Annotated in this window: 12 protein-coding genes; 6 read left to right on the top strand and 6 right to left on the bottom strand. The window is 43.6% G+C overall.

The features are described 5' to 3' along the window. Positions 1-66 precede the first annotated feature (66 nt). The 5 genes from AE2B122_RS06415 to AE2B122_RS06395 form a co-directional block, all read right to left on the bottom strand. Positions 67-1,086 (bottom strand): metal ABC transporter solute-binding protein, Zn/Mn family, encoded by a 1,020-nt coding sequence (locus tag AE2B122_RS06415; protein ID WP_217468071.1) that lies wholly within the window; start codon positions 1,084-1,086, stop codon positions 67-69. 113 nt (positions 1,087-1,199) lie between these two features. After that, complete coding sequence (locus AE2B122_RS06410; RefSeq protein ID WP_038563964.1) at positions 1,200-1,613, bottom strand: Fur family transcriptional regulator; 414 nt, start codon at positions 1,611-1,613, stop codon at positions 1,200-1,202. A gap of 30 nt (positions 1,614-1,643) precedes the next feature. Then, on the bottom strand, positions 1,644-2,099 hold the full coding sequence (locus tag AE2B122_RS06405) for an OsmC family protein (RefSeq protein ID WP_095268263.1): 456 nt from the start codon (positions 2,097-2,099) through the stop codon (positions 1,644-1,646). Between the two features lie 118 nt (positions 2,100-2,217). Then, positions 2,218-3,006, bottom strand: a complete 789-nt coding sequence (locus AE2B122_RS06400; protein WP_095219284.1) for a TerC family protein — start codon at positions 3,004-3,006, stop codon at positions 2,218-2,220. Positions 3,007-3,264: 258 nt separating this feature from the next. Beyond that, the gene (locus tag AE2B122_RS06395; protein WP_175073416.1) at positions 3,265-4,983 is read right to left on the bottom strand and encodes a phospho-sugar mutase; all 1,719 of its coding nucleotides are present in this window, start codon (positions 4,981-4,983) and stop codon (positions 3,265-3,267) included. 172 nt (positions 4,984-5,155) lie between these two features. On the opposite strand from AE2B122_RS06395, the gene AE2B122_RS06390 reads away from it, so the two are divergent. The 3 genes from AE2B122_RS06390 to AE2B122_RS06380 all read left to right on the top strand — a co-directional run bounded on the left by AE2B122_RS06390 (position 5,156) and on the right by AE2B122_RS06380 (position 8,850). Beyond that, positions 5,156-6,250, top strand: a complete 1,095-nt coding sequence (locus tag AE2B122_RS06390) for an AI-2E family transporter (RefSeq protein ID WP_095219282.1) — start codon at positions 5,156-5,158, stop codon at positions 6,248-6,250. An 11-nt stretch (positions 6,251-6,261) separates the two neighbouring features. After that, positions 6,262-7,470: an MFS transporter gene (locus tag AE2B122_RS06385; RefSeq protein ID WP_175073415.1), complete on the top strand. Its 1,209-nt coding sequence runs from the start codon at positions 6,262-6,264 to the stop codon at positions 7,468-7,470. 318 nt (positions 7,471-7,788) lie between these two features. Continuing rightward, positions 7,789-8,850 carry a bifunctional 3-deoxy-7-phosphoheptulonate synthase/chorismate mutase gene (locus AE2B122_RS06380; RefSeq protein ID WP_175073414.1) on the top strand — a complete coding sequence of 354 codons (1,062 nt, stop codon included), beginning with the start codon at positions 7,789-7,791 and terminating at the stop codon, positions 8,848-8,850. Positions 8,851-8,887: 37 nt separating this feature from the next. On the opposite strand, the gene AE2B122_RS06375 is transcribed toward AE2B122_RS06380, so the two are convergent. After that, a complete protein-coding gene (locus AE2B122_RS06375) occupies positions 8,888-9,724 on the bottom strand; it encodes a GNAT family N-acetyltransferase (protein WP_175073413.1) in 837 nt (278 codons plus the stop codon). A 63-nt stretch (positions 9,725-9,787) separates the two neighbouring features. Between AE2B122_RS06375 and AE2B122_RS06370 the strand changes: the two genes are divergently transcribed. The 3 genes from AE2B122_RS06370 (at position 9,788) to recQ (ending at position 13,660) form a co-directional block, all read left to right on the top strand. Further along, positions 9,788-9,967, top strand: coding sequence for an SE1832 family protein (locus AE2B122_RS06370; protein WP_095219278.1), 180 nt, complete (start codon positions 9,788-9,790; stop codon positions 9,965-9,967). A gap of 125 nt (positions 9,968-10,092) precedes the next feature. After that, the gene (locus AE2B122_RS06365) at positions 10,093-11,424 is read left to right on the top strand and encodes a hemolysin family protein (RefSeq protein WP_095219277.1); all 1,332 of its coding nucleotides are present in this window, start codon (positions 10,093-10,095) and stop codon (positions 11,422-11,424) included. A gap of 115 nt (positions 11,425-11,539) precedes the next feature. Next, a complete protein-coding gene (gene recQ / locus AE2B122_RS06360; RefSeq protein WP_175073412.1) occupies positions 11,540-13,660 on the top strand; it encodes a DNA helicase RecQ in 2,121 nt (706 codons plus the stop codon). The last annotated feature ends 34 nt before the right edge of the window (positions 13,661-13,694 follow it).

Here is a 13,694-nt window from a genome sequence, read left to right as displayed (position 1 = left end):
GAACTTACGCAAGATTCACGTAAAGTTCGGGTTTTGATATAGCTGAAATAATTTTTATCCCAGCCTCTATTCGTTTGTCAAAGCTTGCTCCAACGTTTCGATATTTTTATTCATCAGGCTGAAGTAATCCTCGTCTGCATCAATTTCATCCTCGGTCACCGTCTCTAGGTTATGGATTCTGAGTACGTCAGCTCCGATTTCATCTTGAACAATGGTTGCAACCTTCGGCGAGATATTTTGTTCGAACAACACATAGTTCAGTTTGTTATCTTCTGCAGTATGGATAATTTCCTCCAGTTCTTTCTGTGAAGGTTCATTTGTCGGCGATAGACCGGTTATGGCAATTTGTTCGATCCCATAACGATCCTCCCAGTATCCATATGCTGCATGGGAAACGATGATCTTCTTGTTATCCTTACCTTCTACAGCCTGCTGGAATTTCTGATCAAGCTCATCTAATTCTTCTGCTACAACTGTATAGTTGTCTTCATATGTCGACTTATTATCTGGATCAAGCTCAACTAGCGTATTTTTCATATTCTCTGCCATCTGCTTTGCACGCTCTGGATCTAGCCAGTAATGTGGATCGATGCTGCCATGATCGTGCTCTTCTTCTGAAGCCTCTTCTTCTTCATGATCATGCTCTTCTTCAGTAGCTTCATGGCTATGATCATGTTCTTCCTCAGTAGCTTCATGACTATGATCATGTTCTTCATCGAAAGGAAGCAAGTTGATACCATCTGCTAATTGCGCAATCTTAACATCTTCGTCTCCTACCGCATCAGCAATCGTTTTGGCATATGTTTCTAACTCATCGCTCGAATAGAGAAATGCATCTGATTTAGCAATATCCACCATCTGATTCGACGTTGGTTCGAAGTTATGTGCGTCACTTCCTGGCGGCAGCACAGACTCCACTTCTACTTGGTCACCACCGATTCGCTCAGCAAAATACTGTATCGGATAAATTGTTGTATATATCTTCATTTTCCCGTCTTCACTGCTATTCTGACTGCCGCCATCAGAACAAGCTGCAAGCAGAACTAAAAGTAAGGCTGTGCTGATTAAAAATAATGATTTCTTCAAAATGATTTCCTCCCGTTACATCGTATAAGCTCTAATCGAGATTATATCGTAACCATTACTATTTGTAAACAGTAATAATTACGTTTCGACCACAAAAAAATACTGCCTATCAATTATTGACAGGCAGGGCAAATGCCATACACTTCGAAATTATGGTTTTCTATTGTATAGCCACCCGGTAGCACCGTTTTCACATCTGCTATCGGACAGACATCAATTGCTTTCGTAATGCCACATTGTTTGCAGATAAAATGATGATGATGGCCTTCTATATTGCAGTGAAAACGAAAATGTTTATCTCCGTCAATTGCAGTCATCTCCAGGATACCAAGTTCGGCCATTGTATAAAGATTACGATACACAGTATCATAGCTGGCACTTGGAAAATCCTCACGAAATTCTTTCCAAAGATCGGTCACCGCGGAATACTGGGATCGTTTCTGAAAAATATCCAGCAGTTTTTCGCGCTGCTTTGTCTGTTTAAAGCCATTTTCTTTCAGAATATGCATCGCACGTTCACTATTCATACACTTTCCGTCCTTTATCTTGCAAGATTATTAAGAGTTTTTCTCGATATTCAAGTCTGCCTCTAAGCTGACCTCCACATTACCTTTAATTGCTCTTGTGATCATACAGCTTTCTTCCGCTTTTACGGCTAGCTTCTCCAGCATCTGGAATTGCTTCTCAGTCGCTTCTTCTTTCAAGTATACTGTCGGCCGATGGATAATTTGCTTGTAAGTAATAACTCCATTCGTTTCATCGACGATACCTTCTGATTCCAATTTCATAGACGCTAATGGCAAATGCGCGCGTTCGATCATTGCCGCTAGCGTGATGATGTAGCAAGTAGCTGCTGCACCGAGCAGCATCTCATCCGGATTCGTACCAATGCCAGGACCACCCATTTCTGGCGGAATGCTGATTTCCGTCTTTAGGTTTCCTGTTTCAATCGAACCAGAGCTGTTTCTGCCTCCCGGCCAGGCTGCTGCTAAATGAAAGTGATGTTCTGACATGGTACTCGTCCCCTTCTTCTATCTGTATACTACCTTCTATTTTAACGCTTATGAGCTAGAAAAACAAAATGTCTGTTCAAAAAAAGACCTTCTACCATTTAGTAGAAGGTCTTCCTTTTTATTCAGTTCCTTCAGCAGAATCCTCTTTCTTATGCTCCACTTTGTTCTTGCCGGATACAATCCAGCCGATAACTGCGATTGCTACTAATATACCGTAGAATGTAATTTTCCACGCTGTAGAGTGTGCGAAATCATGCGGCAGTACGCCTAGTGCATCGTGGGAAAGCGTACTAACGACAAGCTTAATCCCAACCCATCCAACGATAATGAAAGCTGCTACTTCTAAAGCAGGTCTTGTATGGAGAAGATCTACAAATACATTCGCCGCAAAACGCATGATGATGATACCGATCATACCACCTGCTAGGACGACAGCGAATTGTCCAGTATCCAAGCTTCCTACATTACCTATTCCGGTTGGCGGAAGTGCGACAGCTAGTGCTACTGCTGCAAGAATAGAGTCGACAGCAAAAGCAAGGTCAGCAAGTTCGACTTTTAAAACAGTCATCCAGAAGCCACTTTCTTTTTTCGGCTTCTTATTTGCCACGTCATTATTCTTGGCACTGAATTTGTCGTACAGATTTTTTATGGATATAAACAATAGGTACGCCGCACCTATAGCCTGTACTTGCCATACATCAACAAGGAAGGAAATGACGAATAGAGAGGCGAAGCGAAGAACAAATGCTCCGACCAGTCCATAGAAAAGTGCTTTTTTACGTTGTTCTTCAGGCAAATGCCTTACCATGATTGCGAGAACTAGTGCGTTATCCGCGGCAAGAATACCTTCCAGCCCGACAAGGACGATTAGAACCCAGCCATACTCAAAAAGTAATTGTGCATCCATGTAGTTACGCTCCTTTAAGTGTAGTATGCGATTATTTTTGCAATCATACCCCAGCTTAGTAAAGGCGTAACACTTTTTATTAAAAAAAGCGAGACCTTTACCAAGAAGGTAAAGGTCTCGCTAACAACGTCTGAGTTGCCAATAAAGCCGGAGATTTCTCTCGGAATGACGACTTTACTGTACAGCTACTCCCCTTTAAAAGCATATTGCGCTTATCACACATTCAGTCTATTGGAATATCAGAAGAATGTCAACAAATTATTGCAGGTAGTTACCAAGATCTGCTTTCAGCTTTTCTAACAGCTCTAAACTGCTTTCGCGGCTTGCACTGTTAACGCCATAATAACTCTTGATTTTCGGTTCAGTTCCAGATGGACGCAAGCACACCCAGCTATCCTTCTCGAGGAAGAGCTTGATTACATTTTCCTTTGGAAGCGTCAGCTGCTCTTCTGTATCAGAATCAAGATTGTGCCGTGTCTGAGTGGAATAATCCTCCACTGCAAGTACCTTCAGACCGCCAAGCTCTTGTGGTGTATCTGCACGTACAGCGTCCATCATAGCGGCAATCTTCGCAGCGCCATCCTTACCTTTTAGCGTAATGGAATGAAGATCCTCCAAGAAGAAGCCATGCTTCTCATATAATACATGCAATGCTTCAAGCAATGTCTTGCCTTGTGCGCGCCAATGGGCAGCCATTTCGCAAGCAATCATAGCAGCCTGAACTGCATCTTTATCGCGAACAAAGTCACCAATCAAATAGCCATAGCTCTCTTCATAGCCAAACAAAAATTTCTCGTCTGTTTTTTCGAATTGCTTGATCTTTTCTCCGATATACTTGAAACCAGTAAGCGTATCAATTGTATCGACGCCATATGAAGCTGCTACTGCACGGCCCATTTCCGTCGTTACGATTGTTTTGACAAGTTTTCCGTTGCGCAGATCATCTTCTGAAGCATTCGCCAGCACATAATCCAGCATCAAAGTACCAAGCTGGTTCCCTGTCAGCACTTGATATGCACCTTTTCCGTCCTGTACTGCAACTCCTAGGCGGTCTGCATCCGGATCAGTTCCAATCAGTACATCCGCTCCAATTTCCTGCCCTTGCTCCATTGCAAGAGTAAAGGCTTGATGCTCTTCAGGATTCGGAGATTCAACTGTAGAGAACTCCGGATCAGGCTGCGCCTGCTCTTTGACCACATGTACGTTTTGGAAACCAAGCTGATCCAAGCCGCGCAAAACAAGATCATGAGATGTTCCGTGCAGCGGAGTGAATACGATTTGAAGCTTGTCCAATTGCTCTTTCGCGGAATCAGACATATTCGAGATCGTTTTCAGTTGCTGCAGGTAGGCATTGTCCACATCTTCTCCTATAACATGCAGCAAACCATTTGTACGAATAGTTTCCAGTTCTTCAACTTCTACAGCCAGTTCGTTTTCCACTTTCGCAATTTCAGCAATGATTGCTTCTGCCTGTTCAGGAGGAATTTGGCCACCATCTTCGTTATAAACCTTAAATCCGTTGTATTCAGGTGGGTTATGACTTGCTGTGATCATGATACCAGCAGCAGCTTTCAGATGCCGTACGGCAAATGATAGTAACGGAGTCGGTCGCAGGGACTCGAATACGTGCGCACGAATACCATGTGCTCCAAGAACACGTGCCGTTTCATCCGCGAACTCTGGAGACATGTAACGGGAATCATAAGCAACCGCCACGCCACGATCCTTGTAATCAGAAATGTTATTTTCCATATATACTGCTAATCCTTCTACAGCTTTGCGAACAGTATAGATGTTCATACGGTTCGTACCCGCACCAAGCACACCGCGCATACCGCCTGTACCAAATGTTAATTCTTTATAGAAAGCATCTTCCAAAGCTGCTTCATCATCAGCTAGCTTCGTCAGTTCCTCTTTATATTTCGGATCAAGTGTTTTAAATGTACTCCATTTTTTATATGTATCTTGCCATACCATGTGCTTTCCTCCTGAAAAATAAGTATAGTGACATCCTACCACATTATAAGTGGAAATGGCGCGAAATCCCATCCTGCTGGAAATTTAACAAATACTTGTGGAATGGGTTACGCCATAGCCTGGCTATGCTATGCTAGGCTATATCAATAATTGGAAAGGATACTGATCTAAGTTGACTCAGAAAAAATGGTTCCAAGGCCTTGTGGCCGCTGTTCTGACTTTCACACTTATACTGTTGATTGCGAAAGTCGATTTCATCTTCCAGCCTCTGGCTACATACATAGGAGCGATTGCATTCCCGATGATTGCGGCCGGCCTTCTATTCTACATCACTAAACCGCTCGTGCGGCTTCTGGAGAAGATCCGCTTCCCAAAATGGGTAGCCATCCTAACGATATTCCTGCTCCTGATTGGTCTTGTATATCTCGTCTACAAGTTCGCTGCACCAATCGTACAAAACCAATATCAGGCATTGGTAAATAACATCCCGGGCATCACGAATCAACTAACGTCGATTGTGGACTACTGGGAAGAGAATCACTCTGCATTGCCAGATCAAGTGGAGGAATCCATCCAAAATTTCGCAACAAACTTACAATCCAGCCTGCAGGATATTCCAGGTTATCTGATCGGATTCATCTCCAGCCTGGTCAACTTCCTGTTCACATTGGTTTTGATACCCTTTTTCTTATTCTTTATGCTTAAAGACGGGGAAAAATTGATTCCATTTATAACAAAATTTTTCGATAAGAGAAAAGGGGAAAGTGTGAAAAAGCTGATGGAGGATTTGAACCATACGTTAGCATCCTTCATCCAAGGCCAGTTTATCGTAGCGATGTGTGTCGGCACAATGCTATTTATCGGATATGCGATTATCGATCTCAAGTATGCCTTTACTCTCGCAATTATCGGGCTGGTCTTTAACGTTATTCCGTTTCTCGGACCATACCTAGCTGCTGTACCTGCTATTCTGGTTGCTTTATTCCAGGAGCCAAAACTAGCTATCTTAGCTGCAGTCGTCATGCTTATCGCACAGCAGATTGAAGGAAACCTGATTTCTCCAAATGTCATGGGAAAAGCACTGAGTATACATCCACTGACGGTTATTACGCTTATATTGGCAGCCGGAAACATCGCCGGTTTCCTCGGTCTTCTGTTCGTCATCCCATTCTATGCGGTGTGCAAAACTATCATCTCCCACTTCTACCATGAATGGGTCGATTATAGGATGAAGAAAAAATCTGCTGCTGGGATTCAGGCAGAATAGGAGGTCACAATATGGTAAACAATCAGCCTCCCTTATGGACAAAAGCCTTCATTTTCTTATTGCTGGGCAATTTGTTCACTTTTATGAGCTTCCAGATGCTGCTGCCGAATCTGCCGCCGTATATCGCCTCCATTGGCGGCAGCAGCTTGCAGGTTGGATTGGTAACAACAGCATTCTCGATTGCCGCTATTTTAATCAGGCCATTCATTGGTCATTTCCTGCTGACGAAGAAAAGGAAAACGCCGATACTGATCGGTTCTTTCCTTTTGCTCGTCTGTGCAATTCTTTATCCCTTCACTCAAATCGTTACGCTTCTATTAATTTTCCGCTTTCTGCATGGGGCTGCTTGGGGATGGAGCACCACTACAAACGGAACAGCAGCAGTTGATCTTGTACCGAGAAGGCGTGTCGGAGAAGGCATGGGATATTTCGGTCTCTCTATTACAATCGGTATGATCATTGCACCAAGTGTCGGCATCTTCCTCTATCAGACCTATAATTTTCGGACGCTCATATTTGTATCTATCATACTTGGCATGATTGCTTTTCTATTCCTGGCACTAACACGTTATGCTGAACCTGAAGCATTGGCACGAAACCAGGCCCAACCGCCAAAATTTTCATTTTTCAAGTCATTAATCGAAAAGAAAAGCGCCTATCCTGTATTCATTACATTCCTTACGTCATTCGGGTACGGTTCCATCGTTACTTATCTTGTTCTTTTTGGACAGGAACAGCAGCTTACCGGTACATTCCTCTTCTATTTGGCCAACGCTTTATGCGCAACAGTTTCCAGACCATTTACAGGTCGATTGTTCGATTCCAAAGGTCCATGGATTCTAATCATGGGTTGTTCCGTTATTGCTTTTCTTGCCATGTGGATACTCAGTGTAGCATCAGCTAATTGGTACTTCATCGTCTCCGGTGCCTTGTTCGGGCTCGGTTATGGGTCTATGATCCCCGCTTTGCAAGCGTGGACAATTTCTAAGACAGATGTCGAGAGAAGCGGCATAGCCAATGGGATGTACTATTCATCTATCGATTTTGGCATCGGCTTGAGTGCTGTTATCCTTGGCCTTCTGCATCAATTCGTTTCGACATCTACCCTGTTCCAAATGTCGAGTTTCTTGTTTTTGCTCGTATTTTTGTTCACGTTGACCGATTTTGTTATCAAGCGCCGAAAAGATCGGCAGCCTGCACTTAATGTAAATAAATTATAAAGAATACAACAAAAATGAGATAAATCGGCAAACGCGGGTAAATAGGTACTATCGTCCTTTTTTCTGCATACTTTGGAGCTTTCATTTGTATTTATTTATAAAAGCATGTAGTATAGGGATAATATTTTCAACATTGTATTTATTTCGAATAGCGATGTTGATGCTGTGTCTCTTCCATAACCTGTTTCAGAGCGGCAGCGGTTTGCAAGGGATTTCCCCGGGAACCGGGAATTCAGGCTTGCAAGATAACTGATTCCGCCTGAATGGGCTATTGAAGACTGATTTAGGGTATTCCATACTTAAAAGGAGGATCTACTTATGCAGACTACAAATGTTTTGGAGCTGAAAAAACAGTACGAACAAACACATTTCGAGCTGTTGAAATTGTTGAACGAACAGGCAAGCCTTAAGCAGCAGCTGAAGGATCTTCCTGAAAGTGAACGCAGCCAGTCTGAAAAACTTCTTCTGGCAGAACTGAAAGCACAGAATGAAGCTGGTGTGCTTGGAGAATCCACAATGGACTCTATCTTCAAGGCTGTTATGCAAGCTAAGACGAAAGAAGAAGAAGCTGCAAGCAAGCGCCCAATGCTTGTGTCCCGTGCTTATAAAAACGAAGATACAGTTATCGACTTGAAGGGTGAAAAAGTCGGTACTGGCAAAGCAAGCTTCGTCTTTGGACCATGTTCTGTGGAAAGCTATGACCAAGTGGCTGCGGTAGCGGAATCCTTAAAAGACAAAGGACTTAAATTACTTCGCGGCGGTGCCTTCAAACCCCGTTCTTCACCATATGACTTCCAAGGCTTAGGTGTAGAAGGCTTGGAAATTCTGAAGCGTGCAGCGGATGAATATGATTTGGCTGTTATCAGTGAAATCGTAACTCCGCATGACATCGAGAAAGCACTTGATTTTGTCGACGTGATCCAAATCGGCGCACGTAACGCACAAAACTTCGAGTTACTAAAAGAAGCAGGACGCACAAACAAACCTATTCTGCTTAAGCGTGCACTGTCTGGTACAATTTCAGAATTCATTGCAGCGGCTGAATATATCCACTCCGAAGGTAATGGTCAAATCATACTTTGTGAACGCGGTATCCGCACATATGAAACAGCAACTCGGAACACACTGGATATTTCGGCTGTACCGATTCTGAAACAGGAAACGCATCTTCCTGTCATGGTTGACGTAACACACTCTACTGGCCGAAAAGATATTATGCTTCCATGTGCAAAAGCTGCATTGGCTGTCGGTGCAGATGGAGTAATGGCTGAGGTTCATCCGAATCCTGCTGTTGCATTGTCTGATGCAGGTCAGCAAATGGATATTCCGGCATTCGATAAATTCTATAGTGAACTTGCTGCTTTCCAAGCCAAGATCTAAAACCAAAAGGACCGTCACTTTTTGTGACGGTCCTTTTTTATTGAAAGTCGATTGCGCAGCTTTCGGCCACATGACGATAGCCGATTTTCTGATATAGCTTGTTGGGACCAGGATTATCCGCGTTTGTGAACAGGCAGCAGAACTTTCCTTCATGAAGAAATTTCTCTGAAAGTGCTGCTACTAATCCTTGAGCATACCCTTTTCGCTGCTGTTCTTCCGGGGTAAAAACTGCGTTAATGACAATACCATTCCGGCTTTCTCTCGAGCACCCCGCCATACTTACGATATCTCCGTCCACCATCCAAAGATACATCCGCTCTTGCGCAATCATCCTGCCGATAACCGTGCCCGCTCGATCCTCTGTCATATGTTCTCCAGTAACTTCTCCGAATCGTACGAGCCAGTCACGCAACAGCGAAAAATCATCGTTATTGGCTGCACGCATCTCCCCTCTGTCAGCACCTGTATCTTTGACTGTATCGAGCTGATAAATGAACTGATTCATATGGACCTCAATTTGCTTTCCGTAAAGCTTCTGCCAAGCACGCGCAAACTGATTGGCCTGTTGCACAGGTCCGATGACACCTGGAAGATCGGGCGTCAATGTTTGTACGAGCTGAGCCAGCTCGGCAGCTTCTTCATCAGTCCATACTGTTTCATGAGAAAGAATGATTCGATTCCCTTTGGTATGCAAGAAGACTGTGCGAATGCTGTCATGATCCTCTCCATAACCAAAAACCGATCCCATATCATCTCCCCCAGCCATTCTGCCAAGCAAACCCAAAAGTAAGTTATTCTCTGCTTCATGCTTCAATAGAACTGATTCAGCTTTTACAAGCAACCTATTCACATCCTGCTCCAGAATAAAATGCATTCTTTCCCCTCCCGCTTGACGTTTAGACTTCTTCTTTTCTATTCTAAGTGTAGAGGTGATGATATGAATAAACAAGAGCTGGAAACCAAACTAGCTGAATTGAAAATGACGTATGCAAGTGTGCAGGCAGACGCTGATAAACTGGCATCAAGCGGTGCAGGCGCAGCCCACATGGAAAAACAGCTTGAGGCGATGGAAATCGAGATAAAATCGCTTCGCCAGCAACTCCGGACACTGGAATAATTCCCAAGTTCCCGGATATACTACAATACATGCACTGTATTTGGATTACACATAGAAAAAGCGTATAATGGATATAATGAAAACGCATTTTTTGCGTTTATTTTTTTAAGGGAGAGAATTTATACATGAATAGTCCGGATGATCCTGGGAGTCCAGTTTTACTCCAACTCGTATTGATTGGTATTTTAACAGTACTAAATGCTTTTTTTGCTGCAGCGGAAATTGCATTGGTCTCACTGAATAAGAACCGCATTTCACAGCAAGCAGATGAAGGCGATAAGAAAGCAGCCTTGCTGCAAAAGCTTATTGCTGATCCGAGTAAGTTTATCGCTACGATCCAAGTAGGTATTACGCTGGCAGGATTCTTCTCAAGTGCCTCAGCTGCTACCGGACTTGCAAATCGATTCGCTGGTGTATTGGGAGATATCCCTTACGCACAGCAAATTAGCGTTGTGGTCATCACTATCTTGCTGTCTTATGTAACACTTGTGTTCGGTGAATTGTTCCCAAAAAGGGTTGCCCTTCAAAACGCGGAGAAGATTGCCAGATTCTCTGTCACACCGATACTATTTATCAGTAAAATCGCAATGCCATTCGTTAAATTCCTTTCCTTCTCCACGAATGTACTTGTAAAAATCACTCGTGTAGGAAGTGATGCAGAAGCTGAGAAGGTCTCCAGGGAGGAGATCAAGCTTCTCGCTCAGACTGGACAACAGGAAGGTATCTTGAATGCGGATGAGTTCGGCATGATCAAAGGGGTTTTTGACCTTGATGATAAGATAGCGCGCGAAATCATGACACCGCGGACAGATACATTCACACTGAGCATTGATACCCCGGCAGAAGAGCTCGCAGATATTCTGCTGGAACAGAAGTACTCCAGAATTCCAGTCTACCAGACAGACAGCGATACAATCGTTGGTATATTGAACATGAAGGATTATTTCAAAGCAGTACGGGAGTATGGATTCGATGGAGTCCGACTCGAAGCGATTTTACGCGAAGCACATTTTGTACCTGAGACAAAATACATTGATGATCTTCTAAAAGAATTGCAGCAGACACATAATCATCTTGCTATCCTGATCGATGAGTATGGCGGCTTCTCTGGTATCGTAACAATGGAAGACATGATTGAGGAAATTGTCGGAGATATAGATGATGAATACGATGAGATAGAAGGAGAACTTACCCGTATCGATGACAATACGTATATGGCGAGCGGTTCCCTGCAGATCGATGAATTCAATGATTTCTTTGACACAGATATCGATGTTCCGAACTTCGATACGATTGCCGGCTTCATTCTAAGCCGCATTGGAACGATTCCAGATGAAGATGCCGATACAGTTGTGGAATATGAAAACATGCTCTTCACTGTAGAATCTGTACGGGATAATCGACTGGAAAAAATCAAAATTGAATTGAAACGCCCTCATAGTGAGGCAACTGTTTAAAATAAGAAACTGCCTGTTCCAATACAGGCAGTTTCTTATTTTTCCGACTAAAAAGCGATGAAGCACCTAATCATGTTATGCTGTACATAATGAGAAATAAGAAAGGATTTTGAACGTGGAAGCTACAGCGCAGCAAATATTGAAGGATTATTACGGCTATGACACTTTCCGAAGAGGGCAAGCCGAAGTAATTGAGCATGTGATGAAAAATGAAAATACGTTAGCCATCATGCCGACTGGCGGAGGAAAATCAATCTGCTATCAAGTGCCAGCATTAATGCGCCAAGGAACTGCACTGATCATCTCTCCGCTTATTTCCTTGATGAAGGATCAGGTCGATGCGCTGACGGCGATGGATATACCTGCTGCTTATATAAACAGCACACTGGAAGCTGCCGAAATGGAATGGACGATGCAGCAAGCCGCACAAGGTGCCTTCACCTTCCTTTACGTGGCACCAGAACGACTGGAAAATGCTCGTTTTCTGCAAATGGTTCGCCGTATTTCAATAAGCTTGATAGCTTTTGATGAGGCTCACTGTATTTCCCAATGGGGTCATGATTTTCGTCCAAGCTATCGATCTGCTACCAGCATACTTGATAAACTGACAGAGACACCTCCTGTAATGGCTTTAACCGCTACTGCAACGCCACAAGTAGCAGACGATATACAGAGACTATTGGATATCCAAGAAGACTTCACGACTCGCACAGGCTTTGCTCGTGATAATCTACGCTTTCAAGTAGTGAAAGGAGCAGATAAAGAGCGCTACATCCTGGATTTCATTCAAAAGCGCAAGCAGGATACTGGTATCATCTATGCACCAACTCGGAAGCTAGTCGATCAGCTTTCCTTGTTCCTGGATCGACAAGGAATCAAAACAGCCAAATACCACGCTGGTATGAGCGAGGCAGATCGTCAGGCAGCACAATCTTCCTTCATCCAAGATGAAGTCAGTGTTATGATCGCAACGAATGCTTTTGGAATGGGAATCGACAAAAGTAACGTGCGTTATGTACTGCACTATGCCTTGCCTATGAATATGGAAGCCTATTATCAGGAAGCGGGACGTGCAGGTCGTGACGGAGAACCGAGTGACTGTGTTTTGCTCTTCTCAGGACAGGACGTACATTTACTGAAGTTCCTAATTGAAAATTCATCTTCCGATACACAAGCGGAATATCAGAAGCTGCAGCAAATGATGAATTACTGCCATACGCAGAGCTGCTTGCAGACGTATATGCTTCACTATTTTCAAGATCCTCATATACCGGAGGATTGCGGCAGATGCAGCAACTGTCTGAATGAATTCGAAAAAACAGATATGACGCGAGAAGCGCAAATGGTACTTTCCTGTGTCAAACGAATGGATGAGCGCTTCGGTGCCGTATTGGTTGCAAAGGTACTTAAAGGATCCAAGGACAAACGAATCAAGCAATTCGGACTCGAGAATCTTTCCACGTACGGCATCATGAGAAACCGAACAGAAAAAGATATAACACAATTCATCCATTATCTTTCAGCCGAAATGATCCTTGCACCAACCGATGATAAATATCCTGTTCTGACACTTACAGATGAAGCTGTCCAAATTCTCAAAGGCGAAAAGAAAGTAATGATGCAGATTGCTAAAGCGACTGAGACAGCCGAAGCAGACTATGATGAAGCATTATTCCAAGAATTACGGGAATTACGCAAGGAGATTGCTCAGGCAGAAGGGCTTCCTCCTTATGTCATCTTTTCGGATGCAACACTGAAGGAGCTATGCCGATACGTTCCGCATAGTCAAAGTGAGATGCTTGGAATTAAAGGTATCGGAGAAAGGCGGATGGATCAGTATGGAGAGCAGTTCCTTGAAGTGCTAAAACAGCATGAACTGACAGCAACGGTTCCTAACCGTGATCAAAAGCCATTACTAGAGGAGAAGCAAGATACTCCAAGTCATCTAATTAGCTTTGAAGCGTTTGAGAAAGGCAGTTCCATGGAAGAAATAGCGAAAGAGCGGGGCTTGACTCCGATGACTGTCAGCAATCATCTGTTCAAAGCCTATGCTGATGGAGAACCGCTCGATCTTCAGCAATTTTTCACAGCAGAGCAGGAGACAGCCGTTCTGGATGTACTGAAGCAGCATGATGAACTTCCAAAGCTTCGGGAAATCAAAGAAAAAATGGATGTAGCGTGCGACTATCATGCTATCCGTGCTGTACTCGTGCACCAAGGTATTTTAGAACAATAAAAAAAGAGGCTGGGACAAAAGTGTTTCAGCCATT

It is taken from the genome of Terribacillus sp. AE2B 122, from assembly GCF_902497585.1.
In the GTDB taxonomy this organism is placed as follows: Bacteria; Bacillota; Bacilli; order Bacillales; family Amphibacillaceae; genus Terribacillus; species Terribacillus saccharophilus_A.
Note: the sequence above shows the minus strand (reverse complement) of the source record. Positions and strands in the feature narration are given on the sequence as shown.